16 protein-coding genes, 1 rRNA gene and 1 pseudogene (1 of these 18 only partly in view) are annotated in these 23,496 nt (G+C 62.4%); 7 read left to right on the forward strand and 11 right to left on the reverse strand.

What is annotated here, in order from left to right; all coding sequences use genetic code 11:
• The first annotated feature begins 140 nt into the window (after positions 1-140).
• Positions 141-905, forward strand: a complete 765-nt coding sequence (locus tag AC1DZE_RS19500; RefSeq protein ID WP_477672007.1) for an ArsR/SmtB family transcription factor — start codon at positions 141-143, stop codon at positions 903-905.
• Here AC1DZE_RS19500 and priA read toward each other — a convergent pair.
• From priA to hemE, 3 genes are read right to left on the reverse strand one after another with little or no spacing between them, the layout of a single operon-like run.
• Positions 902-3,103, reverse strand: a complete 2,202-nt coding sequence (gene priA / locus AC1DZE_RS19505) for a replication restart helicase PriA (protein ID WP_477670144.1) — start codon at positions 3,101-3,103, stop codon at positions 902-904. The genes AC1DZE_RS19500 and priA overlap by 4 nt on opposite strands.
• Positions 3,100-3,429 (reverse strand): hypothetical protein, encoded by a 330-nt coding sequence (locus AC1DZE_RS19510; protein ID WP_477700449.1) that lies wholly within the window; start codon positions 3,427-3,429, stop codon positions 3,100-3,102. Before AC1DZE_RS19510 ends, priA begins: the two co-directional genes overlap by 4 nt.
• A gap of 48 nt (positions 3,430-3,477) precedes the next feature.
• Positions 3,478-4,587, reverse strand: a complete 1,110-nt coding sequence (gene hemE, locus AC1DZE_RS19515) for a uroporphyrinogen decarboxylase (RefSeq protein ID WP_477670142.1) — start codon at positions 4,585-4,587, stop codon at positions 3,478-3,480.
• A gap of 123 nt (positions 4,588-4,710) precedes the next feature.
• Between hemE and AC1DZE_RS19520 the strand changes: the two genes are divergently transcribed.
• The gene (locus AC1DZE_RS19520) at positions 4,711-5,079 is read left to right on the forward strand and encodes an aminoacyl-tRNA synthetase (RefSeq protein WP_477670141.1); all 369 of its coding nucleotides are present in this window, start codon (positions 4,711-4,713) and stop codon (positions 5,077-5,079) included.
• On the opposite strand, the gene AC1DZE_RS19525 is transcribed toward AC1DZE_RS19520, so the two are convergent.
• Positions 5,060-7,573, reverse strand: a complete 2,514-nt coding sequence (locus tag AC1DZE_RS19525; RefSeq protein ID WP_477700450.1) for an EAL domain-containing protein — start codon at positions 7,571-7,573, stop codon at positions 5,060-5,062. The two genes, AC1DZE_RS19520 and AC1DZE_RS19525, sit on opposite strands and share 20 nt — an antisense overlap.
• 255 nt (positions 7,574-7,828) lie before the next feature.
• On the opposite strand from AC1DZE_RS19525, the gene AC1DZE_RS19530 reads away from it, so the two are divergent.
• A complete protein-coding gene (locus tag AC1DZE_RS19530; protein ID WP_477672081.1) occupies positions 7,829-8,125 on the forward strand; it encodes a hypothetical protein in 297 nt (98 codons plus the stop codon).
• 22 nt (positions 8,126-8,147) lie between these two features.
• On the opposite strand, the gene AC1DZE_RS19535 is transcribed toward AC1DZE_RS19530, so the two are convergent.
• The 5 genes from AC1DZE_RS19535 to AC1DZE_RS19555 all read right to left on the reverse strand — a co-directional run bounded on the left by AC1DZE_RS19535 (position 8,148) and on the right by AC1DZE_RS19555 (position 13,952).
• A complete protein-coding gene (locus tag AC1DZE_RS19535; protein WP_477672080.1) occupies positions 8,148-9,482 on the reverse strand; it encodes a class I SAM-dependent methyltransferase in 1,335 nt (444 codons plus the stop codon).
• 259 nt (positions 9,483-9,741) lie between these two features.
• A complete protein-coding gene (locus AC1DZE_RS19540; RefSeq protein WP_477666856.1) occupies positions 9,742-10,524 on the reverse strand; it encodes a hypothetical protein in 783 nt (260 codons plus the stop codon).
• Between the two features lie 74 nt (positions 10,525-10,598).
• Positions 10,599-11,063, reverse strand: a complete 465-nt coding sequence (locus AC1DZE_RS19545; protein ID WP_477688479.1) for a CoA-binding protein — start codon at positions 11,061-11,063, stop codon at positions 10,599-10,601.
• A gap of 7 nt (positions 11,064-11,070) precedes the next feature.
• Positions 11,071-11,724, reverse strand: a complete 654-nt coding sequence (locus AC1DZE_RS19550; RefSeq protein WP_477672077.1) for a thioredoxin family protein — start codon at positions 11,722-11,724, stop codon at positions 11,071-11,073.
• A 47-nt stretch (positions 11,725-11,771) separates the two neighbouring features.
• Positions 11,772-13,952 carry a protein-disulfide reductase DsbD family protein gene (locus AC1DZE_RS19555; RefSeq protein ID WP_477672076.1) on the reverse strand — a complete coding sequence of 727 codons (2,181 nt, stop codon included), beginning with the start codon at positions 13,950-13,952 and terminating at the stop codon, positions 11,772-11,774.
• A gap of 146 nt (positions 13,953-14,098) precedes the next feature.
• On the opposite strand from AC1DZE_RS19555, the gene AC1DZE_RS19560 reads away from it, so the two are divergent.
• Positions 14,099-15,706, forward strand: coding sequence for a B12-binding domain-containing radical SAM protein (locus tag AC1DZE_RS19560; RefSeq protein ID WP_477700451.1), 1,608 nt, complete (start codon positions 14,099-14,101; stop codon positions 15,704-15,706).
• A gap of 20 nt (positions 15,707-15,726) precedes the next feature.
• Here AC1DZE_RS19560 and AC1DZE_RS19565 read toward each other — a convergent pair whose 3' ends face one another.
• The gene (locus tag AC1DZE_RS19565) at positions 15,727-17,424 is read right to left on the reverse strand and encodes a phospholipase D-like domain-containing protein (protein WP_477672074.1); all 1,698 of its coding nucleotides are present in this window, start codon (positions 17,422-17,424) and stop codon (positions 15,727-15,729) included.
• 139 nt (positions 17,425-17,563) lie between these two features.
• The gene (locus tag AC1DZE_RS19570; RefSeq protein ID WP_477700452.1) at positions 17,564-19,492 is read right to left on the reverse strand and encodes an ATP-binding cassette domain-containing protein; all 1,929 of its coding nucleotides are present in this window, start codon (positions 19,490-19,492) and stop codon (positions 17,564-17,566) included.
• A gap of 218 nt (positions 19,493-19,710) precedes the next feature.
• Here AC1DZE_RS19570 and AC1DZE_RS19575 point away from each other — a divergent pair.
• From AC1DZE_RS19575 to AC1DZE_RS19585, 3 genes and pseudogenes are all read left to right on the forward strand, one after another.
• Positions 19,711-20,148: pseudogene (locus tag AC1DZE_RS19575) on the forward strand ((2Fe-2S)-binding protein); the annotation flags it as partial.
• 137 nt (positions 20,149-20,285) lie between these two features.
• The gene (locus AC1DZE_RS19580; protein WP_477670130.1) at positions 20,286-22,595 is read left to right on the forward strand and encodes a xanthine dehydrogenase family protein molybdopterin-binding subunit; all 2,310 of its coding nucleotides are present in this window, start codon (positions 20,286-20,288) and stop codon (positions 22,593-22,595) included.
• A 649-nt stretch (positions 22,596-23,244) separates the two neighbouring features.
• Positions 23,245-23,496 (forward strand): 16S ribosomal RNA (locus AC1DZE_RS19585) (it continues 1,277 nt past the right edge of the window).

Below are 23,496 nucleotides of genomic sequence, written 5' to 3' on the forward strand. Positions count from 1 at the left end.
TATGGATTCTCCGTGTGAGAAGGCAGCGGCTGCTGCATGCCTCCATGGTGCGGCGAAGAGGCTGCGCGATGCTTCGCCCTGGAGCGAAGCATGGGGTTTGCGATGCTGCTAAGGTTGGTACCAGAAGGTCTTAAACCATGATGAATACCAACCAAATCGCGCACATCGCCTCGTTGGTCGGCGAGCCGGCCCGCACCGCCATGCTGATGGAGCTGTTGGACGGCCGCTCGCTCACAGCCCACGAACTGGCCGGCGTCGGCAACGTGTCGCCGCAAACCGCCAGCCGCCACCTCGCCCTGATGGTCGAAGGCGGCCTGCTGCGCGTGGAGCAACACGGCCGCCACCGTTACCACCGCCTGGCCTCGGTGGAGGTGGCGCGCGTGCTCGAAGGCATCACGCAGCTCGCCTCACAAAACGCGCCCGCGCCGCGCCGCGCCGTAGTGCCCGGCCCCAAAGACGCCGCCATGCGCATGGCCCGCAGCTGCTACGACCACATCGCCGGCCGCCTCGGCGTGGCCATTGCCCATCACCTGCTGGAAGACGGCGCCATCACCTTTGACGGCGAAGCCGGCCACGTCACCCCCAAGGCCAATGCCGTGCTGGCGCGCCTGGGCATTGAGCTGTCAACGTCGCCAACCAGCATCAACACCAAACGGCCTTACTGCCGCCCGTGCCTGGACTGGAGCGAGCGCCGCTTCCACATCGCCGGCCAACTCGGCACGCTGATCTGCAATCACAGCCTCGAGCGCGGCTGGCTGTTGCATCGCCAGGGTATGCGCGCGCTGGAGATCACACCTAAAGGCGCGGTGGCGCTGCGCGACTGGATGGGGCAGGAGGACTGGCGGCAAGTGACGGAGGGAGAGACCTTCCCAGCGCGGCAAAGCCCGGTGTTACGTGTTGCTTAAATCGCAATCGGATCCACATCAATCGCCCAGCGAATCAGGCTTTTGAATTCAGCCTGCTGTCGCGTTTCAAACAGCGTTGGTTGCCAGGCCGCGAGAAAACGTTGAAGCGCTGCGCGCGAGGGGCTTTCGACCAGCATCTGCGCGCGCTCGATATTGGCGACGCGCTGTATCGTCATCGGCACGGCCGGGTAAGCGGTGACCTGTTCGTGCCCTGTGAGTTGTTGCGCCTCGGCCTGGGCCGCTGCTGCGTTCAGAAATCCTTGTGCCACATCCTGCGCACGCGCCTCGGCGCGCACCAGCGCTGAAAAACCGAAGGGTGACATGCCCGCCGCTTCGCGCTCGGCCAACTGCTGCGTCGCAAAACCCGGATAGTCGTGCTTTTTAAGTGCTTCAAAAAGCGGATGGGCGGGGTGAAAGGTTTGCACCCACATCTCGCTGGCCTCGCTGTGTCGCGCGTCACGGCCGGCGCGGCCTCCCGCCTGCATTAAAAGGCTGAAGAGGCGCTCGGGTGCGCGGAAGTCGCTGGAGAACAGCGCCCCGTCAGGGTTGATGGCCGCCACCAGCGTGATGTGCCGGAAGTCGTGCCCCTTGGCGATCATCTGCGTGCCGACCAGCACGTCGACCTCGCCCGCATGCACGCTGGCCAGCTGCGATTCGAGCGCCCCTTTGAGCCGCGTCGTGTCAGCGTCGATACGGGCAATGCGCGGCGGCTCGCCGTCTGGCCGCTTCACGCCGGCCAGTAATTCGGCCAAATGTTCTTCCAGTCGTTCGGTGCCGCGTCCCACGGGCGCGATGTCGATGTTGCCGCAGCTCGGGCAGGCGCTCGGCACGCGTTCGGTGAAGCCGCAGTGGTGGCAGCGCAGGGTGCGGTCTATCTTGTGGAAGACGCGGTAGGCGCTGCAGTGCGGGCACTCGCTTTTCCAGCCGCAGTCATGGCAGGCCAGCACAGGCGCATAGCCGCGCCGGTTTAAAAAGATCAACGACTGCTCGCCACGGGCTACGCGCTGGGCGATGGCATCCAGCAGCGGCGGCGCAATCACGCAGTGCTTGGGCTGGTGGTTCATGTCTACACGCCGAACAAGCGGTAGGCCCCCACGCTCGCTCACTGCGTGTAGCTCGCTGCCCCCCGAGGGGGTTAATTTTCCTAGGGGCGGCCCGTCGGAAAATTGCAGCGCTTCCGTGCCCGTCACTAGAGGGCCGCCGATGCGTTCACTCATGGTCAGGCGTTGGTAGCGGCCTGTGAGGGTGGCCTGCCAGCTTTCCAGCGACGGTGTTGCCGAGCCTAGCAGCACACGACAAGGGCCGTGGGTATGCGTGGCGTCTTCGGTTTCGACCTTGGCGCGGTAGACCGCCAGGTCGCGGGCCGAATAGCGGGCGCCTTCCTGCTGCTTGTAGCTTGGGTCATGTTCCTCGTCGACCACCAGCAGGCGCAGATTCGGCATGGAGGCGAACACCGCCATGCGCGTGCCCAGCACCAGGCGCGCATGGCCGGCGTGGGCTGCCAGCCAGCTTTTCAGGCGCTGGGCTGGGGTCAGGCCGCTGTGCAAGGCCACCACGCGCTCTTTGCCCAGGTGGGCAAACCGTTCTTCAAAGCGCGACTGCAGTTGGGGCGTGAGGTTGATCTCGGGCACCATCACCAGCACCTGTGCCGTCGGGTCTTGCTCCAGCACGCGGGCCGCGGCGCGCAGGTAGACCTCGGTTTTGCCGCTGCCGGTGGCGCCGAACAGCAGCGCGGGCCGGGTATCGTTGTCAAATTCAGCCAGGGCAAGAGCCTGCTGCGCACTGAGCGGCATCAGCGCCGCGGTGTCCTGCGGGCCGCTGGTGTCAGCCACCGGGCGCTTGAGCCGCCGCGCCAGCTGAACATTGCTCAGGTCGCGCAGTTGCGGCGGCAATGCCGCCAGCGCCACCTCGCCCAGGGAGCGCTGGTAATAAGCCGCGGTGAACGTCACCAGTTTTCGCCAGGTCGCCGAAAGAGGCAGCAGCCCATCCAGCTCGCCGGTGACGTGGCGCGTCTGTATTTCCAGCAGCGTTCCACTGTCAGGCACCGCTTCCCACACGACCCCAAGGACTTCGCGCTTACCTAGCGGCACCCGCACCAGGGAGCCGACAGCAAGTGGCAATTCACTCTGGTAGGTCAGTGGCCCGGCGATGGAACTGTGCGCGGGCGCGGCAACGGCAACTTGAAGCCAATAGCTCATTTGGAGTAACTAAATGTGTTTACTTCTTGAGAAGTACATCCAGATAGTGCGCTAAGTCCTTGATTTACCATCGCTTTACAGATTTCCAGATTTTCTGTGGATAACTTTGTTGATAGCTTGCCTTGGCGCGTCGCGAAGCCTTGTAAATCAAGGCTTTTCTTAAACTGCCCGGAAAAAAAGCAATTTAAAGTCTCTATATAAATCAACAACTTACGTCCGCTATTGCTTTGATAGCGAAGCATGCCGCCTGCGTTCACCATTGCGGCACCGCAACACGAATTTTGTGCATAAGTCCGGGCGCCATCGCCCGGTTTTGTGCTAGCCATGGTTGAAATCATTCATCCCGTGGCCTTTTCTGGACGTAGGCGGAAAGTTTAGGTACCAGCGGCGCGCATGCTGCGAGAGTGAGCGTGTACTGCGCGCACCAGCACTTCCACACTTTCGGGGGGCGTGTGCTGGCTGATGCCATGCCCCAGGTTGAAAATATGGGCCGGTCCAGGCTCGCTGGCATCAATATGGGGCTTGCCAAAGCTGTCCAGCACGCTTTTCACTTCGGCTTCTATCTGGGTCGGGTTGGCAAACAGCACGTTAGGGTCCAGGTTGCCCTGCAGCGTTTTGGCCTGGGGGCCATTTTCCCCCACCAGAGCCCGCGCCCTGGCCAGGTTGACCGTCCAGTCCAGTCCCAGCACCTCGCAATCGAGCTGCGCCATGGCTTCGAGCCACTGGCCGCCGCCTTTGGTGAAGACGAGGCGGGGGATCTTGACGCCCTCGTGCTCGCGTTTGAGCTGGGCCAGCACGCGGGCCGTGTAGGCCAGGCTGAAGGTTTTGAAGGCCGCGTCGGCCAGCACGCCGCCCCAGCTGTCAAAAATCATCACGGCTTGGGCCCCGGCCTCAATCTGTGCGTTCAGATAGGAGGCAACCGCGTCGGCGTTCACGGCAAGCATTTTGTGCATCAGGTCCGGGCGCTGGTACAGCATGGTCTTGACCAGGCGGTAGTCGTCGGAGCCCGCGCCTTCGACCATGTAGCAGGCCAGCGTCCAGGGACTGCCCGAAAAGCCGATCAGCGGCACGCGGCCGTTCAGGGCTTTGCGGATTGACGTCACGGCGTCAAACACATAGCGCAGCTTGTTCATGTCGGGCACCTCAAGCTTCGCCACTGCCGCCTCATCGCGCACCGGCGTGGCAAAGCGCGGGCCTTCGCCCAGCGCGAAGGACAGGCCCAGGCCCATGGCATCGGGCACGGTCAGGATGTCGCTGAACAGGATGGCGGCATCCAGCGGGTAACGCTCAAGCGGCTGCAGCGTGACTTCGGTGGCGTAGTCGGTGTTGGTGGCCAGGCCCATGAAACTGCCGGCCTGGGCGCGCGTGGCGCGGTACTCAGGCAAATAGCGGCCGGCCTGGCGCATCAGCCAGACGGGAGTGTGGGTGGTGGCCTGGCGCAGGCAGGCGCGCAAAAAGGTGTCGTTTTGAAGGGGTGCGAACATGCCCTGATTGTCTCAGGTGTGAGGCGGGCCCTCCCATCGCGGGATATCCGCAGGGGTGGCACTTGAGCGGGTTCGGATTTACCATGGCCTCATGGGCCCCGCCGGGTCCGAAAGAGGTGTTTCATGCGCATGAACGACCAGGAGTATTTCCGCAGTTGCATCGCCAAGGAGAGGCACCTTGCGCAACTGCTGGGTCATGCGCACATCGAGGAATGCTACGAAAGCGCAGGCACCCTCTGGGACAGCAATCAGGCTTTGCCGCAATGGACGCGCGACTGGCGTGCCTGCGGCCCGCTGATGACGGCCTACGGCATCACGGTGAGCTATGACGCCGGGGGCGCGACGCTCGGGTCCACGACGGTGCATTTCACGGACCACCCTGGCCGCGACCGCGCGGTGATGTATGGCATCGTCAAGGAGGTGATCTTCCGGCTGGAACACCACAAGGCCTCGCCTTTGCCTGCCGTCACCCTTAAATCCGAAGTGTCTTGATGAAGGCTTCGAGCTCGTCGATGGGCAGGGGCTTGCAGAACAGATAGCCCTGGTAGCAGTCGCAACCGTGGCGCGACAGGAAGTCGCGCTGGGCTTCGGTCTCAACGCCTTCCGCCACCACGCCCAGCCCCAGGCTTTGCGCCAGGCCAATGATGGTGCGTGCGATGGCGGCGTCGTTAGGGTCGCGCAGGATGTCTTCCACAAAAGACTTGTCGATTTTCAATTGGTCCAGCGGCAAGCGCTTCAGGCATGAGAGTGAGGAATAGCCCATGCCGAAATCGTCAATGGAAAGGGTCACGCCCATCTTCTTGAGCCGGGCCATTTTGGTGATGGTGACCTCCATGTTCTCCGCCAGCAGGCTTTCGGTCAGCTCCAGCTTGAGCTTGTGCGGGCTGACTTTCGTTTCCTTGAGTGCGGCCATGACAAGGTCCACGAACTCCGGGTGGCGGAACTGCCGCACACTCACGTTGACGGCCACACTGAAGGCTGCGGTCTCGGGGCGGTGGGCCCACGCCGCCAGCTGGCGGCAAGCCGTCTCAAGCGCCCATTGGCCCAGCGGCAGTATCAGCCCGGCCTCCTCAGCCGCCGGAATGAACTCGGACGGCTGCACCAGGCCGCGCCCGCCGTGCTGCCAGCGCAGGAGTGCCTCGACGCCCGTCATGCGCCCGTCGCGCCCTACCTGTGGCTGGTAGTACAGAAGGAACTGCTTTTCGCGCAGGCCCTGGCGCAGGTCCGATTGCAGTGCGGCACTGGCGGTGACGGCGGCCTGCATCGCCGGGTTGAAAAAGCAGATGGTGTTGCGCCCGGCCATCTTGGCCTGGTACATGGCCAGGTCGGCCTGCTTGAGCAGGTCTCCAATGTTGTCCAGGGTCTGGTTGAACGAAGTGATGCCGATACTGCAGGTGCTGTAGTGCTGGTAGCCCGCCAGGCTGTAGGGTTCGCTCAGCGCTGCAAGAATCCGCGCACCCACCGCTTCGGCTTTTGCGGCCGCTGCTTGAGGGTCCTGGCCCAGGTCCTCCAGCATGACCACAAATTCATCCCCGCCCAGGCGCGCCACCGTGTCGGGCGGCTCCAGGCAGGCCGCAAGGCGCTTGGCAACCTGCTGCAGCAACAGGTCGCCTTTCTGGTGGCCCATGGTGTCGTTGAGTGTCTTGAAATTGTCCAGGTCAATGAACATCAGCGCCGCTTCGCGCGGATGCCGGTAGTTGTGGGTAAGCGCCTTCTGGAGCCTGTCCATCAGCAACTGGCGGTTGGGCAATTGTGTGAGCGGATCGTAGAAGGCGAGATGCTTGATTTCGCTCTCCGCCACCTTGCGGCGCGTGATGTCCCGCCCCACGGCAACCCAATGGGTAAAGAACACACCGGCGTCATCGGCGACCGGCACGATGTCGACTTCCATCCAGAAGTGCCTGCCGTTTTTTTTGTAGGTGATGAGCTCGGCCTGAACGGGTTCGCCCTTCTGGAAGGCGGCGCTGATGCGCTGCAGCTCGCTGCGTTGGGTCAACGGCCCGCATAGAAGGCGCGGTGAATGACCCATGGCCTCTTGCGGGCTATAGCCGGTATGGTGTTCGAAGGCATTGTTGACAAAGATGATGCGCAAGCCCGGCTTCCCGGAGGGGACCGCTTCCGCGATGAGCACGATATCGTTGAGGCGGGAGATGCTCGTTTCCAGCAGCATGAGCTGCTCCCTGGCCTTGCGCCGTTCGCTGACGTCACGAAAGTAGATGGCGACCCCATCCGGAAACGGGTAGGCGCGGATCTCGAACCATTTGTCCAGCGGTGCATACAGGGCCTCAAATTCCACCTGGTAGTTGCCCGCAACCGCGGCCCGGACCTGCTCGGAAAACGAGGTATTGATGGCGCCCGGAAATTCCTTCCAGATGCTTTTTCCCAGCAAGTCTTTGCTGGGGCGGCCGAGCAGCCGGGCACCCTCCCGGTTGAGATAGGTAAAGCGCCACTGCGTATCCAGCGTATAAAACCCTTCGGTGATGCTCTCCAGGGTGATGCCCAGGCGAGTGGCCAGCCGCTGGGCCTCTTCTTCAGTCTGCTGCGTGGCCTGCAGTGCGTGGCTGTGCTGCGCGACCAGTTGCCCGGCAGCAAGGCCCGCCAGCGTTTCGAGATCCTCTTCCTGGTCGGCGCTGAGGCTTCGTGCGATCTTGTCCATGACCGCAAGCGCGCCCAGCAGCGTGCCGTCTTCCCGCGTCAGCGGCAAGCCCCGATAAAACAGGATGTCGGGCGCGCTGCGGGCCGGCAACTGCGGCTGGCGGGGTGGTGTGTCCAGTGTGGCTTCACACAGAGCGACCAGCCCTTCGCGCTCTTGCGGTGAAAAACCGGTGCCGGAACTGAGCGCCGCCTGGCCGCCGTCCAGGGCCACCACGATGGCGATGGGGGCGTCGCAAGTGCGCGCGGCCAGCCGGGCGAGGCGGTCGGCGCCGGAATGAGGCAGGACATGGAGCGCGAGCGCAGGATCAATGACGGGAACGGAAACGGACACGGGCAAACACCTGCTTTTCAGACATTCAATAGACGATGCTGACGCATAGCGGCATTTCTTTTACGCAAGATTTGCAAGCATTGGGCATAAAGCGTTGCAAAACGTTCCGTCACTTACCTGCACAGGATTTTGTCCTACGCTTCAGGCACGCGGCCCCCCACGCCGGGTTACTGCGTCACCCTTCATCCTGCAGCACTCCCCGGTTATCTCCCGTTTTTTGTATTGTTTCCGTTGTTCTATTTCACGCAAGGATCCATGAGCCCACTCGAACTCGACCAGCTTCAGCAATGCCCCGACATCCCTGCTTTGCGGAAGGCTCTGAAAAACATGTGCGAGCGCTTCGGCTCGGTCACGCAGCTCAACATCCTGCCGGCCGCCCATGCCGGCAAGCAGCAGGCCCTGTGCTTTTTGCGCATGGCTTCCGACGAGGAGGAGCAAAAGCTCATGAGCGGCCTGGGCATAGGCCGGTTCGGCGGCGAGCTGGTGGTCGTTGTGGATCTGCTTGTGGCCGAGTCGCCCCAAACTGAGAGTGCGTGGGGCTCTCTCGCCTGAGAGCCTCAAAATCCTCCGGCTCTTATTTCGCGGCTGTGGCTTCGGCCGAGGGGTGCCTGAGCAGAAGCCGATCCAGGGCGCTGAGAACGTCGAACGACTCGGCGAAGTCGCCAAACAGAACGGCATTGTCAGGCGCAGCCGCTTTGCCCTGCCAGGCCGCGCGGAATTGGTCGAATATTTCGCCAAAGGTTTTTTCCCCATCTATCAACGCGAGAATTTTTGCGCCGTACTTGCCGGGATTCACCATCACCGAGGCGCCTGAGTGCTGATGCCTGAGCATGAAGGGCTGGCCCTTGTTGCTGCCAAACACCTGCGCGGCAAGTTCGCCGGTCAAGGGCTCATGGTAGAAGAAAGGCACGTACTCCGGATCGCCGTAGGGGGCCTTGCAACGGTCGTTGCGTGTGACGTATAGGGAATGGGTAATAAGGGTGCCGGCCATCAGCTCGGCCATTTCATATTGCTTCCTGCGCGGCAGCCTGCGCAATGCCGCGGCCATGGCCGGCGGCTTGCTTCCCAGCACCATGTGCGGTAAATAAGGCGAAAGGCCGCGCTGTACATCGGTGAACTCCAGGTGCATGCCGTGTCCGCTCCTTGCGCCATGCGCTTCGTCGCCCAGCCAGTCAAACAGCTCGCCCACGCTGTATGAGCGGTCCTGCGAATGCAGCAGCAGGTCGTAGATGCCTGCGTCGCCCATCTTGTGGTCGTGGTGCAGGTCTTCGCTGCGCTTGAACCAGTTGGTGGCGGGCAGGCTGGCCAGCAAGTCGCGCGTGTTGGCGATTTTCCGCTGCGCATCCGCCTCGTCGCCGTTGACCAGGCGCATGAGATCCTGCATCTGGTACACCCCGGTGCGGCCCGTGGTGGCATACACCATGAGTCCGATGGCGCCATCGTCTTTGAGTACACTGCGCAACGCCTTGAATCCCAGATCGGGATCGGCCAGATGGTGAAGTACGCCGCTGCAATTGATGTAGTCGAAGGCGCCGAGCTCTGCCGCCAGGGCGGGCAGGTTCAGCAATGAATCATGAACCCAGGCGATGTTTGCCAGCCCGCGAATCTGTGCGCGCTCCTTCGCCAGTGCGATGCTGGCTCCGCTCATGTCGAGATGCACGATTTGTGCGTCGGTATGGCGCAACTGCTCGGCCAGGAAAATGGTGGCGTCGCCGGTGCCACCGCCTGCCACCAGCGCACGAAAGCCATTCTGGAACGACTGCTTCCCCGCAAAGCAGTAGTGGTTGATCATGGGCAGGTCTTCGAGCCAGGTCCGTACCAGGCGCTTGTGGTCGTCCTGCGGATTGCAGGGCGGATAAGGCAGCGCCTCATACTGGTTTCTGACTTCGGGCAAATAGTTGTCGGGCATGGCGGCTTCCGGAAAAACGATTGGCAAAAGCCTATTGTCTCCGCCCAGGATCGCCCCGCGCCGGAAACCTCTCTCCCATCCAGTGGCCGCGGCGGCCGACCCCTGAGGGGGGATCCGGCCACACGAAGTGGGCCGAGAAGGGGGTGGCTTGATTCAGCGTGGAACCCGGCTTCGCCCGGCCACAGCGGTCGCCCCCTGCAAGGGGGGATCCGGCTACACGGAGTGAGCCGAGACGGGGGTGTGCCTAATTTTGCAGTTCCTACCTCACAGGTAGGAACTGCAAAAACGTTCCGCCCAGTAGATTTTGAACATAGGTGATCACCGCGCGGCGGTACTTCTCGGTCAGAACGGAGGCCAGCAGATCGAGCCGTCCAATGATTTTGCCGAACTCGCGTTCAAAGCTCAGGTTGCGCTCGCGCTCGGTGATTTCGTCGGCCAGCAGCAAGGGCTGGCCTGCGGCATTGCGCCGGTTGGACAGCATCCATACGGCGATTTCAATGTTGCGGGCGGCGTTGTAGATGTATTGTGCGTCCAGGCTGTCGGTCAGGTAATACGCTGTTTTCCCGCCGTGGGCCGTGACCACCATGTCGGCGCTGGCATAAATGAACGCCGCCACGCGATCGCCCTTGAAGTCGGGGCCCAGCGCCAGCGACAGCGCGGCGATATCGCGCTTGCCCTGCAGCTCGGGCCAGGGTGTGCGGGTATCGACCGCCACGCGCAACTGGGCAAGGGCCGCGTCGCGCCCGAGCGTGCTGGTTTTTCGCCATTCCGCCGGGTTGCGCCGGTACAGCTTGTCGGCCAGGCGCAGCAAACCCTCCAGGTTGTCACGCATGCCCAGGGTGGCCATGCGGTTCACGTCCGACTGGCCGATCTCGCTGGCGGCCATCGGGGCGGCCTGTGCTTCGCCCTTGTGCGTGGGCGCCTGGCTGGCGCAGCCGGCCAATGCAGCCAGGGCCAGCAACAGGGGAGGGCGGAAGAATGAAAAAATGGAAGGAGAAATGGCTGGTGCGGGAAGGGAGATGGGTGCCGTGCGCAGGGACATGGGGCATTTTCAGCGGCTGCGCCGCGCCGCGCAAGCATGGCTTTCCCGGGCTGCCGCCGGCCGCAGGGGCAAGCTCAGGCGGAAGCCGCGCCCACTTGGGCAATCGGGTGCAACAGTCCGCGGGATAGCAGCACGCGGTGGTCAATCTTGAGGCAGTGGTCCTGTACCACCAGCAAGCCTGCGGCTTCTGCCTTGGCGGCGGCTGCCGGATTGGAAATTCCGAGCTGCATCCACACGGCCTTGGCGCCTATCGCAATGGCTTCATCGACCACTGGCGGAATATCTTCGCTGTTGCGAAAGCAGTTCACCAGGTCGATCTTTTCGTGCTGGGCGGCTTCGGTCAGCGTCGAATAGGCCTTTTCACCAAGCACCTCGGCGGCGTTGGGGTTGACCGGGATGATGCGGTAGCCATTGGCCTGCATGTAGCGCGCCACATCAAAGCTGGCGCGGTGAGGCTTGGGCGACAAGCCCACTACCGCGATGGTGCGGCAGTGGTTGAGGATGTGCGGCATGCGCTCTGCAGGTGGCAAGGGGTTCATGACTGGTTCATGCCTTGTATTTGACGGAGCAGCCATAAGCCCGGCTGGTCGCTACGCTCAAGGGCTTGCCGCCCAGCGCTTCGGTCAGGCCCTGGCGCACGTAATTGGTGGCGGTCTTGATATCGTCAACGCGGGCAGAAGGGATGCTGTCAATACCGCCTGCGTAAATCAGCTGGCCCTGCGGACTGATGATGTACATGTGCGGTGTCGTCTTGGCGCCGTAAAGCTGGCCGATCCTGCCTGACTCGTCCATCAGTGTCGCAGTCGGCTGGCCCTGTTTCTCGGCCATCCAGCCGGCCAGTTTGGCCGGCGCCAGGTAGTCGCCGCTTTCGGCCTCCGTGGAGTTGATGGACAGCCACACCACGCCTTTGGCGGTGAACTCCTTTTGCAGGCCTTGCATGTTGCCGCTGTAGTGCTTGCGCACAAAAGGGCAGCCCGGATTGGTCCATTCCAGCACCACCAGCTTGCCCTTGTAATCGCCCAGGTTGCGGGTCTTGCCGGCCGTGTCGGGGGCCGAAAAGTCAGGGGCTGCCTGGCCGACACTTGCTGTGGCCGCCTGCGTGGAAAAAGCGGCCGACGCCAGCCAGGGGGCGGCAACGAGAGCGCCAGAAAAGTTGCGGCGGGTAAGTGCCCGGACGGGCTGCAGAGGGGTATTCAACATGGCTTGAACTCCTTCAGGAGACATCAACAACACGACAACAGGTTCTTTTACAGCTTGGCCAGTTCGGCCCTCACGTCGTCAACCGACAGAATCTCCGACAGCACGACCGGCGCGCGGCCGGGCTTGTAAATCACATACACCGGCACGCCATTGCGGCCCAGTTGCTTCAGTGCCGCTGTCACTGCCGGGTCGCGCCGCGTCCAGTCGGCACGCAACAGCGCCACGTTCTTCGTTTCGATGTCGGCCAGTACCGACGCATTCGAGAGGGTGGTCTTTTTGTTGTACTGGCAGGTCACGCACCAGGCGGCGGTGAAATCCACGAACACACTTTGCCCTTGCGCGGTGAGCTGGTCAACCCGGCCCGGCTCCCAGGCCTGCCAACCGCCTGCTGTCGGTGTTGCCGACACCAAGGCCGCGGGTCTGGTGATGTTCGGGCCAATGGCCCACAGCCCCAACGCGCCCAACGCCACGGAAAAGGTTGCCAAGAGCGTGCGTGCCGTGCCGCGCAGGGTAAAGGCCCAGATCGCCAGTGCCATCAACACCAGCAAGGCCAGTAGTGCACCCGCGCCGTCGATGCCGCTTTGCTGGCCCAGTACCCAGACCAGCCAGGCGACCGTGGCAAACATCGGGAAAGCCATCAGCTGCTTGAAGGTCACCATCCAGGGGCCGGGACGCGGCAGCATTCTTGCCACGGCCGGTATGGCGCTCGCCGCCAGATAAGGCGATGCCATACCCATACCGATGGCCGCGAAAATCGCGAGCGCTTCAAGTGCAGGGAGACCCACCGCATAGCCCAGCGAGGCGCCCATGAAAGGAGCGGTGCAGGGCGATGCAATGGCGGTGGCCAGCACACCCGACAAAAATGCGTTGACGGTGGGGTTTTTCGCCTGCCAGCCCGCAAGCCGGCCCGGCAGGACATTGCCGAATTCAAACAGGCCCGCCAGGTTCAACCCCAGCAAGGTGAACAGTGCCGCCAGCAGCGCCACTACCGCCGGGTTTTGCAGCTGAAAGCCCCAGCCGAGCTGCTCACCCGCTGCGCGCAAACCCAGCAGCAGCGCACCCAGCGCCAGGAAAGACACCACCACGCCCACGGTGTAAGCCAGGCCGGTGGTCAGGCGCGTGGCCTGGTCCTTCACCTGCACAAAACCCACCACCTTGATGGCCAGCACCGGAAACACACAGGGCATGAGGTTGAGGATCAGCCCGCCGAGCAATGCGCCCAGCATGGCGGCGATGAGTCCGACCGGTGGTGCGCTGGTTTGCACGGGGGCCGCACCGGCCGACGCGTTGGCGCGCAAGGCCGCTTCAAGTGCGGGCGGCACGACGGTGGCAGCCGCTGGCGCAGGCCAGGGGCCTTTGACCGGCGCGTCAATGCGATAGGCAGTGTTCTCCAGGGCCACCACCAGCGGCATGCTGGCCGGGCTCTCGGTGCGCTGGCCCGACAGGGGCACCTGTGCCGTCCACACCGCGCCTTGCCAAGCCTGTTGCCAGGGGGCGGCGGGCTCGATCACGCTACCGGTTTCGGGGTACAGCGCCAGTGTTTTTCCTTGCAGGGCGGCGGGCAAGCCGGCCAGGGAAATGCTGATCGCCTTGCCTTCGACGGCCACCTGGCTGGCGCCGGCCGCCAGTGCTTTGGGCGTGGCAGCGAACGTGTCCTGAAACAGTTGGCCGCTGGCCGCGGTCGAGCTTCGCACCGGGATGCTCAGTGAAAAGTCGCCCTCTTGCGGAATGCATTCCTTGCGGCACACCAGCCAGGACGCCTTGAGTTTGACGTCCAGCTGCCTGGCGGCGAAACCGGGCGCCACGGTCAAAGGCACGGGCAGCAGCACCGCCTTTTCATAGCCGTAGTTGGCCAGCGTGCCAATCGGGATTTTTTTGGGCGTCGGCCAGGCGATATCGCCTGCAGTAATGCCGGCGGGCAGTTGCCAGTCGAGCTGCGTCGGCAGCCCGGAGTCACCGGAGTTTTTCCAGTAGGTATGCCATTCGGGCTGGTGCGTGAGCCGCAGCCCCACCCAGACCGGCTTGCCGGGCTCCACGCCTTCCGGCGCCCAGGCCAGCAGTTCGGCACTGACCTGCTCCGTTGTGACCACCGCACCGGTTGTGCCCGGGGTGCCCTTGCTCAGAATGTCGCTAAAGGCTTTTTGAGCGCTGGCGGGCACGGGGATTGCGCAAGCAGCTATCAAAAATGTAGCGGCTAGCTTGGCAAACGGAAAACGCAGGGCATTCATTGTGCAAGTGTGAGCGGGTGGCGCAGAGATTAGTTCCTGGAAGGCCAGGGGGCAAGACAGCGTGCGGGCATTGCTCGATGATGGTTAGTCGATTTTCACGCTGCCTTATTACAGCCGTTTTCAGAGTCAGCCCAGATAATAGGGGCATGCCGCGCATTGTCCTCGCCACCCTCAACGCGAAGTACATCCACGCTTCGCTGGGCCTGCGGTACCTGCTGGCCAATATGGACCTGCATGGCGGCCCCGGCCTTCGTGCGCAAACGTTGCTGCGCGAATTTGTGATCCAGCAACGGCCCATGCAGATCGTCGAGGAGTTGCTGGCGCTCGATCCTGAAGTCATCGGCCTAGGCATCTATATATGGAACGTGGTGGAAACCACCCAGGTCGTGCGCCTGCTCAAAACCCTGAGGCCCGGCATCAAGGTGGTGCTGGGCGGGCCCGAGGTCAGCTATGAAACGGATCAGCAGGAAATCTGCCGCCTGGCCGACCATGTGGTCACCGGCTGGGGCGATGTGAGTTTTCCCAAGCTCTGCCGTGCCTTGCTCGATGGCCCGCAACCGCTGATGAAGGTCGTTGCAGGGGAGCAGCCGGCACTGGAGGCGCTGGCCTTGCCTTATGGCGAATACACCGACGAAGACCTGGCCAAACGGTTGCTGTATGTCGAAGCCTCGCGCGGCTGCCCCTTCAAGTGCGAGTTCTGCCTGAGCTCGCTCGACAAGACCGCCTGGGCGTTTGACCTGGATGCGTTTATGGCCGAGATGGACGCGCTGTACCGGCGCGGCGCACGCAACTTCAAGTTTGTGGACCGCACCTTCAACCTGAAGGTCGAGAACTCGGTGCGCATCCTGCAGTTTTTCCTGGACCGGATGGCGCCAGACCTGTTTGTGCATTTTGAAGTGGTGCCCGACAGCCTGCCCGACCGGCTCAAGGCGCTGATTGCGCAGTTCCCGGCAGGTTCGCTGCAGTTTGAAGTCGGTATCCAGAGCTTCAACCCCGAGGTGCAGCAGCGCATTTCGCGCAAGCAGGACAACGCCAGGACCGCCGACAACCTGCGCTGGCTGGTGACTGAAAGCCATGCCCATGTGCACGCCGACCTGATCTTCGGCTTGCCCGGCGAGACGCTGGAGAGCTTTGCCGAGGGTTTTGACCGCCTGTATGAGTTGGCGCCGCATGAAATCCAGTTCGGCATCCTGAAGCGCCTGCGCGGCACTCCGATTACCCGGCACACGGCGGAGTTTGCCATGGCGTATGACCCGCAGACGCCGTACACGATTCTGCAGAACTCCACGATTGACTTTGTCACCATGCAACGCATCAACCGTTTTGCGCGGTACTGGGAAATGCTGGCCAACTCAGGGCGTTTTGCGCGGGGGCTCCGGCTGCTGCTGGCCCCCGGCTCGGCGTTCGGCCATTTTCTGCATTTCAGCGACTGGCTCTGGGCCAGCACCGGTAAAACCCATGAGTTCGCACCTGAGAAACTGGTGGATTTGCTGTTTGAGCACCTCACATCGGTGCGGGGTCTGGCCGGCGCAGATGTGCGCAGCGCCCTGCTGGCCGACTATCTGGCCAGCGGCGCACGTGGCCGACCCCATTGCCTGGCCGATTTGCTGGGTGCCGCCAAGCCGGTTGCACCCGTGCGTTCCAGCCGACAAGGCGCAGCGCGGCAAGGGCGCCATGTGAGCCAACAATCCGGTCTTCAGGACGAGGTGGGCGCCCACCGGGAAGCTATTCAGAAAGCTGCTGCAGCGGCTTGACGGGGCCAAAGGCCCTGTCTTTAAAGCATTTCGTCCGGTGCAAAGGGCCCGATCAGCTTGAGCATCAGTTGCAGTCCCCAACTCGCGTCGGGCTCGATCATGGAGTCTTTCAGTGGCGAACCTTGCGGCGCACGCCAGACCAGCCGACCGTTTTCCAGCTCGACACGGTAGGCGCCGGAAGCCAGCGTGGGCTCGATCAGCCGCGTGGCCTCGGCCGAGATGGCTCGGTTGCGGATGACTATGGCCACTTCGCTGTTTTGCAGTTGCGAACGCAGGTCCAGGTTCATGGAGCCCACGACCAGCAGGCGGTCGTCCATGACGACGACCTTGGAATGCAGGCTGGCACGTGAGCCGCCGGTGGAACCGCCCGTGGATCCCCCCGCGATCGCTGCCGAGCCGAAGCTGCTGAAAGAGCCTTCCTGCTCGGCGCGCATTTCGTAAATCTCGATGCCCATCTCCAGCAAGGCCTTGCGGTAGCGGGCGTAACCGACGTGGGCAGCCGGCGCGTCGTTGGATGCCAGTGAGTTGGTGAGCACCCGCACACGAATGCCGCGTTGCCGGAGGTCGGCAAACTGCTTCATCATGCGTTCGCCGGGCACGAAGTAAGGCGAAACGATCAGCAGGTTGTTTTTGGCCTGCGACATCAGTTGAAGCAGCCCGTCGACCGTAGTGTCCTGCGATTCTTCAGTGGTGTCGGCGTCGGCGGCGATCTTGGACGCCTTGTCCACCAGCAGCGCCGAGGGCGCCCAGGTCCAGGTTAAGAGCCGCAGGTCGGTCGAATCCGGCAGCGTCGGCAATGGAGAGGTCACCCGTTCCGGCCGGGTTGAGGGGGGTACCGCGCCGTCACCAGCCTGGAGGGTAGCGGCCTGTGCTGTGCCTGCGGGAGAAGAAAGGTTTTCCGGGGCCTGCGGCTTGCGCTTGAGTGCGTCGATTTCCTTTTCGGTCATCAGCGACTGCACCGGGTAGGCCAGCGGGTTGTTCCAGTACTGGTCAAAGCTGCGCGACAGATCTTGCGCGATGCGGCCCGCTGCCAGCACGTCGATGTCGACAAAGTTGGTGCCGGTGCTCTGGCCGAAGTAGGTTTCGCCCAGGTTGCGTCCGCCGGTAATGGCCACGGCGTTGTCCGCCACAAAAATCTTGTTGTGCATGCGCCGCTGCATGCGCGCCGTGTCCTTGAGGTTGCCCAGGATTCGGAACATCAGCGAGCCACGGCCGCCCGGCAGGGGGTTGAAGAGGCGCAGCTCGATGTTTTTTTCAAACGCCAGCTTCAGCACCTGCGCGTTTTTTCCCGAGGTGTTGAAGTCGTCCAGCAGGATGCGGATGCGCACGCCGCGGCCCGCTGCTTCGCGCAGCGCGTCAAACATGCGTTCGGTGGTTTCGTCGGCAAAGATCGCGTAGTACTGGATATCCAGTGTCTTTTGCGCTGCCTTGATCAGCGTCATGCGGCTGGTGAAAGCCAGCTCGGCGTCACCCACCAGCGCGAACCCCGAGTCGTTGCGTGTTCCCGCCTTGGCCGCACGGGCTGCCACCAGACTGCCCAGGCGCGTTTCGGCCGGGTTGGCCAGTGCCGTGGAAACCGGGCGGTCAACCTCGCTGGGCAGCGAGGCGCAACCCGCAATCCAGAGAGCGGCGAAGGCCATGGCCAGCCCCTGCAACGCGCGCCAGCCTGTATGCGGGATCAAGCGGGTGCCGGAAAGAGTACTGGAAGTGGTCTGCATGGTGCAGGCCACTTTAGCGTAAGGAGATGTATTTGGTGCCGCCGGGCCCTGCGTTCGCACCTATTCTTCTTGTAGGCGCCCGGCTTGACTGCTCTTCCCGGCAGTAGCCGGGCCGCATGCAGGGGGCCAGCGGGCACGGTTATGACGACAGGATTTCCCAGCGCTGCAGCGCGGTCATCAGCTCTTCCTCGATTTTGCTGTTGCGCGCGTTGAGTTCCGCGGCGCGCTTGGCATTCGTGGTGTAAAGCGTTCCGTCATAGAGCTCCTGCTCGATGGCTTTTTGCTGCGACTCCAGCTGCTGGATCAGCGCCGGCAGGCCGTCGAGCTCGCGCTGCTCCTTGTAGCTCAGCTTCTTTTTTGATAGCTGCTCACGCTCGTCCTTATTGGGTTGCGGGCTTGTTTTGCTTGAAATTTTGCTGCCGGCGGGGCTGCTGGCGGGCTTGTTGGCACCGGTAATCTGCGCTGCGCGCTTGGATTGCGTGATCCAGTCGGTCACGCCGCCCTCGTATTCGCGCCAGAAGCCGGGGTTCTCGGGCGTGCCCTCATAGGCGATGGTGCTGGTGACCACGTTGTCCAGGAAGCGCCTGTCGTGGCTGACCAGGAACACCGTGCCTTCGTAGTTTTGCAACAGGTCTTCCAGCAATTCGAGCGTGTCGATGTCCAGGTCGTTGGTCGGCTCGTCCAGCACCAACACATTGGCCGGCCGCGCGAACAGGCGCGCCAGCAGCAGCCGGTTGCGCTCGCCGCCTGACAAGGTGCGCACGGGCGAGTTCGCGCGCTGGGGCGAGAACAGGAAGTCCGTCAAATAGCTCTTGACGTGTTTCTTCTGGCCGTTGATTTCGACCCACTCGCTGCCGGGGCTGATGAAATCTTCCAGCGTGGCGTCCAGGTCCAGGCTGTCGCGCATCTGGTCAAAGTACGCGACCTGCAGGTTGGCACCCTGGCGGATTTTGCCGGGCGGATTCGTCACATCGGGCTGCAGTTCACCCAGAATCAGCTTGAGCAGCGTGGTCTTGCCGGCGCCGTTGGGCCCCAGCAGGCCGACCTTGTCGCCGCGCAGCAGTGTGCCGGTGAATTTGTTGACGATGATTTTTTCCGATCCGGGATGGCCAAAGCTTTTGCTCACATCCGTCAGTTCGGCCACGATCTTGCCACTCTTCTCGCCGCTGGAGACGTCCAGGTTGACGCGGCCCACCGCATCACGCCGTGCCGCACGGTTGTCGCGCAGGGCTTCGAGGCGTCCAATGCGGGCCACGCTGCGGGTGCGGCGCGCCTCCACGCCCTTGCGGATCCACACCTCTTCCTGCGCCAGCAGCTTGTCGGCCTTGGCATTGATGACGGCTTCCTGGGCCATCTGTTCTTCTTTTTGCACCAGGTACTGGGCAAAATTGCCAGGGTAGCTGTTCAGTTTGCCGCGGTCGAGCTCGACGATGACGGTGGCGACCTGGTCCAGGAAGGCCCGGTCATGCGTGATGGTGATGATGCTGCCGTTGAAATTGACAAGCAGGTCCTCCAGCCAGGCGATGGAATCGAGGTCCAGGTGGTTGGTCGGCTCGTCGAGCAACAGCACGTCGGGTTTGGCGACCAGCGCCTGGGCCAGCGCCACGCGTTTTTTGGTGCCGCCCGAGAGCGAACCGACGATGGCGTCCTTGTCCAGGTGCAGGCGGTGCAGGGTTTCCTCGACGCGCTGCTCCCAGGTCCAGCCGTCCAGCGCCTCGATTTCCGACTGCAGGGCGTCCAGGTCGGTGTTTTCGTCGGCCGCAAGATACTGCTCAACTACGTGCCTGGTGCGCGCCAATCCTGCGCTGGCAGCTATAAAAACCGTAGCATGCGGGTCCAGGCTGGGCTCTTGCGGCACATAGGCGATGCGCAGGTTCTGCTGCAGCTGCAGCGTGCCGTCATCGGGTTTTTCGAGGCCGGCGAGAATTTTCAGCAGGGACGACTTGCCCGTGCCGTTGCGCCCGATCAGGCCGATGCGCTGGTTGGTTTCAAGGGAAAAATCTGCGTGGTCCAGCAGTGCGACATGCCCAAAAGCGAGTTGGGCGTCCAGTAAGGTAATAAGTGCCATAAGGGGGCAGATTATCCGCCCCTGCCGCGAGGCGGTTTCTATATAGGCTCTTCATCGGCCCTGCAGGGCCCGCCTTTGGCCATATGACGCCACATATGTGCCATCCCTTAAATACAAGTTATTACTGAGTGGCCGATGTCGCATCTGCGCCCTATCGCTTGCCAGGCCTCGCCGATATAGTCGTTCGTTCCGGCGATTCGATCGCTGAAGGAGGGACCTTGGAACTGCAAATCAATGGACGGGCCGTTCAGGCCGACGCCGACCCCGGCATGCCCTTGCTCTGGCTGCTGCGCGACGTGCTGAACATGACGGGCACCAAGTTCGGATGCGGCGTGGCCGCGTGTGGCGCTTGCACGGTGCGGGTGGACGGCGAAGCGGTGCGGTCCTGCGTCGTCCCGGTGTCCGCCGTGGTGGGCAAGCGCATTCAGACCATTGAAGCGCTGGGTGCGACGGACAAGCCACACGCCCTGCAGGCCGCCTGGATTGCCGAGCAGGTGCCCCAATGCGGCTATTGCCAGTCGGGCATGCTGATGGCGGCCGCCGCCCTGCTCGACAAAATCCCCAAGCCGACAGATGCGGACATCGATGCCACCATGACCAATATCTGCCGCTGCGGCACTTACCAGCGGATCCGGGTGGCCATCAAGCGCGCGGCCGGCATGGCGCCCGGCGGCAAGGGCCCAACACCTAAGGCTCAATTTTCCGCCGGGCCGCCCCAAGGAAACGAGCCCCGGAATATGCAAAAAAGGGGCAGCGCATTACGCGAAGCGAAAAGCGTGGGGGCCACGTCCTCATGAAGAGAAGGGCCTGGCTGCTCAGTGCAACCGGTGCGGCAGGCGCATTGCTGGTGGGCTGGAGCCTGTTGCCGGCGCGCTCCCGGCTGGGCAGCCCGGCCAAGCCCTGGCCTGCGAGCATTCCCGAGCTTGATGGCGCGGTGTTCAATGGCTGGATCAAGATCCGGGCGGACGGCGGTGTGGTGCTGGCCATGCCGCGCAGCGAAATGGGTCAGGGCGTGCACACGGCGCTGGCCATGCTGGTGGCCGAAGAGCTTGACGTGCCGCTGCAGCGGGTGACCGTGGCGCAGGCGGGTTCTGATGCCATTTACGGTAATGTCGCGATGCTGGTGGGCAGCCTGCCCTTTCATCCACTGGACGTCGATGACTTTGCCAAAGAAGGCGCCCCCAGGGTTCGCCCCACCCCGGTCAGGATCGGCGAGTGGATGATGGGCAAGGTTGCCCGTGAGCTCGGCATCAACGCGACAGGGGGTTCCTCAAGCCTGGCGGATGCCTGGGACGTGGTGCGCCTGGCCGCTGCCACGGCCCGGGCATCCCTGCTGGGGGCCGCCTCGCTGGACTGGAAATTGCCGGTGGATGAGCTCACAGTCAAAAACGGCGTGATTTCGCACCCCTCAGGCCCCTCATCCCACTACGGTGAACTGGCGAAATTTGCCGCAGCGACTCCGCCGGGGGACGTGACTCTCAAAAGCCGCGGGGACTGGAAGCTGATAGGGCGGGGTGCCCAGCGCCTGGATTTACCTGCCAAGGTTAATGGCACGGCCGTTTTTGGCCTCGATGTCCGGTTGCCGGGCATGGTGTATGCGGCGATCCGGCTTTGTCCCATGTTGGGCGGTTCAGCGGGTGCGATTCAGGTGAATACGGCGCTGGCCTTACCTGGCGTGGAGCGCCTGGTGCGGCTGCCGGCCTATGCGGGCTCTACTGCCGGCTTTGCCGTGGTGGGTAAAACCTGGTGGCAGGCCCAGCAGGCGGCCTTGATGGTGCCGGTCGAATGGCAGCAGCGACCCGCTGGCGCGCTGGACACCCGCGCGATTGAACAATCGCTGGAAACCGCTCTGGCACGTGAAGAAGGCCATGTCTTTTATGAAAAAGGCGATGCCGGCAAGGCCGAGGCATCCGCTGTGCGGAAAATCGAGGCACTTTATCGTGCACCCTACCTGGCCCACGCCACGCTTGAGCCCATGAACTGCACCGCGCAAGTCATGGGCGGCAAGGTATGGCTCTGGGCGCCCACCCAGGTGCCGCAGATGGCTGTGGCCGTTGCCGCACGGGTGGCCGGGGTGGCTCAGGAAGATGTCCATGTCACTGTCACCTTGCTGGGGGGCGGCTTTGGCCGCCGGCTGGAGGTCGACTGTGTGGCGCAGGCAGTGCGCATTGCCGTGGAGTGTGGTGGCCGGCCTGTGCAATTGATCTGGTCGCGCGAAGAAGACACCACGCACGACTTTTACCGGCCCATGCAGGTAGCCAGGCTGAGGGCCTCCATGGACGAAACGGGCGACGTCACCTGCCTGTCCATCAAGTCTGCCGGCGACGCCATTACGCCTAGATGGCTCGAACGCAACCTGCCGGCCCTGTCCGGGCCCTTTGATACCCCCGATAAAAGTGCTGCGGAAGGTTTGTTCGACCTGCCTTATGGCTTTGCCAGCCAGTCCATGTCGCATGTGGCCACGCGCTCGGGCGTGCCTGTCGGCTATTGGCGCTCGGTGGGGCATTCGCATAACGCGTTCTTTTCTGAAAGCTTCGTGGACGAGCTGGCCTGGGCGGCTGGACAGGATCCTCTCGCTTTCCGGCGTTCCCTGCTGGGCGAAGCACCGCGGCATCTGGCCGTGCTGGATCTGGCTGCACTCAAGGCTGGCTGGGGCAGCGCTCTTCCCGAGGGGCGGGCCCGCGGCATCGCCTTGCATGAATCGTTTGGGTCCATCGTGGCGCAGGTCGCGGAGGTGTCATTGCTCAATGGCATGCTGCGCGTTCACCGCGTGGTGTGTGCTGTGGATTGCGGTACGGCTGTGAACCCGGGCATCGTGGCACAGCAAATGGAGGGGAGCGTTATCTTTGCGCTGACCGCGGCGCTGCATGGCCGCATAGATATAGAGGACGGTGTTGTGCGCCAGAAGAATTTCCCCCAGTACGCCATGGTGGGAATGGCGCAGGCGCCCGTTGTGCAGACTCATATTGTCCCCAGCGAGAGAACACCTGGCGGCGCAGGCGAACCAGGTGTGCCGCCATTGGCGCCTGCATTGGGAAATGCCCTGTACGCACTGACAGGGAAGCGCTTGCGCTCACTGCCTCTTATGGTGAACAACGCGTAAGTTGAGAAAGTTTTTTAAGCGGTGCTTGAAAAGCGCAAAACAACCGTGCTATAGTCGATGGCTCTGCTGAACACAGCGAACAAATTCTTCGGGATTTGCAGCTACCGCGAAACCGAAAAGTTCAGTAGAAAAAAGATCTTGAAAAGTTGACCGGGACTCAAAAACCGGTATAGAATTCAAGGCTCTGCTGAAAACGAAAGTTCTGACCGCCAAGCGGTCAGACAGCAGAAAAAAGAGTCAAAAAAGTTTGACTGGTGATCAAAAACCGGTATATAATTTGAGGCTCTGCTGATTACAGCGAGGCAAGCGAAATTCTCTGAATTGAGTTTGTCAAGCGAGAAAGGCAAATAACCCTCGGGTTGACTGGGAATTAAAATCCAGTATATAATTCGAGGCTCAGCTGATTACAGCGAGACGACAAAAGCAAGGTGCTAAATGCGCTAAGCAAGTAGTCAGGATCATTAAAAATTTACAGCCGATAAGTATGGGCGTTTGAAGGCGATTGCCAGGTTACTTGTAACCAGGTCTTCTGACCTTAAACGCTCATAGAGATAGAAAATGTGAAATCGTCAAGATTTCTCATCAATTCCGTTTTTATGAGTTTCTTCTTGCAGTCAAATGCAAGGAGTTGAAAATTATTGCAGTGATTAAACTATAGAGTTTGATCCTGGCTCAGATTGAACGCTGGCGGCATGCCTTACACATGCAAGTCGAACGGTAGAGTAGCAATACTCGAGAGTGGCGAACGGGTGAGTAATATATCGGAACGTGCCCAATCGTGGGGGATAACGTAGAGAAATTTACGCTAATACCGCATACGATCTAAGGATGAAAGCGGGGGATCGCAAGACCTCGCGCGATTGGAGCGGCTGATATCAGATTAGGTTGTTGGTGAGGTAAA

The organism is Polaromonas sp. P1_F1 (assembly GCF_056405795.1).

What these genes read in the sequence shown, in the direction of transcription:
- AC1DZE_RS19500 (WP_477672007.1), top strand. Translation starts at nt 141, where the DNA reads ATGAATACCAACCAAATCGCGCACATCGCCTCGTTGGTCGGCGAGCCG.
- AC1DZE_RS19535 (WP_477672080.1), bottom strand. Translation starts at nt 9,482, where the DNA reads ATGCCCGACAACTATTTGCCCGAAGTCAGAAACCAGTATGAGGCGCTG.
- AC1DZE_RS19560 (WP_477700451.1), top strand. Translation starts at nt 14,099, where the DNA reads ATGCCGCGCATTGTCCTCGCCACCCTCAACGCGAAGTACATCCACGCT.
- AC1DZE_RS19570 (WP_477700452.1), bottom strand. Translation starts at nt 19,492, where the DNA reads ATGGCACTTATTACCTTACTGGACGCCCAACTCGCTTTTGGGCATGTC.
- AC1DZE_RS19550 (WP_477672077.1), bottom strand. Translation starts at nt 11,724, where the DNA reads ATGTTGAATACCCCTCTGCAGCCCGTCCGGGCACTTACCCGCCGCAAC.
- priA (WP_477670144.1), bottom strand. Translation starts at nt 3,103, where the DNA reads ATGAGCTATTGGCTTCAAGTTGCCGTTGCCGCGCCCGCGCACAGTTCC.
- AC1DZE_RS19530 (WP_477672081.1), top strand. Translation starts at nt 7,829, where the DNA reads ATGAGCCCACTCGAACTCGACCAGCTTCAGCAATGCCCCGACATCCCT.
- AC1DZE_RS19545 (WP_477688479.1), bottom strand. Translation starts at nt 11,063, where the DNA reads ATGAACCCCTTGCCACCTGCAGAGCGCATGCCGCACATCCTCAACCAC.
- AC1DZE_RS19510 (WP_477700449.1), bottom strand. Translation starts at nt 3,429, where the DNA reads ATGGCTAGCACAAAACCGGGCGATGGCGCCCGGACTTATGCACAAAAT.
- AC1DZE_RS19565 (WP_477672074.1), bottom strand. Translation starts at nt 17,424, where the DNA reads ATGCAGACCACTTCCAGTACTCTTTCCGGCACCCGCTTGATCCCGCAT.
- hemE (WP_477670142.1), bottom strand. Translation starts at nt 4,587, where the DNA reads ATGTTCGCACCCCTTCAAAACGACACCTTTTTGCGCGCCTGCCTGCGC.
- AC1DZE_RS19555 (WP_477672076.1), bottom strand. Translation starts at nt 13,952, where the DNA reads ATGAATGCCCTGCGTTTTCCGTTTGCCAAGCTAGCCGCTACATTTTTG.
- AC1DZE_RS19580 (WP_477670130.1), top strand. Translation starts at nt 20,286, where the DNA reads ATGAAGAGAAGGGCCTGGCTGCTCAGTGCAACCGGTGCGGCAGGCGCA.
- AC1DZE_RS19540 (WP_477666856.1), bottom strand. Translation starts at nt 10,524, where the DNA reads ATGTCCCTGCGCACGGCACCCATCTCCCTTCCCGCACCAGCCATTTCT.
- AC1DZE_RS19520 (WP_477670141.1), top strand. Translation starts at nt 4,711, where the DNA reads ATGCGCATGAACGACCAGGAGTATTTCCGCAGTTGCATCGCCAAGGAG.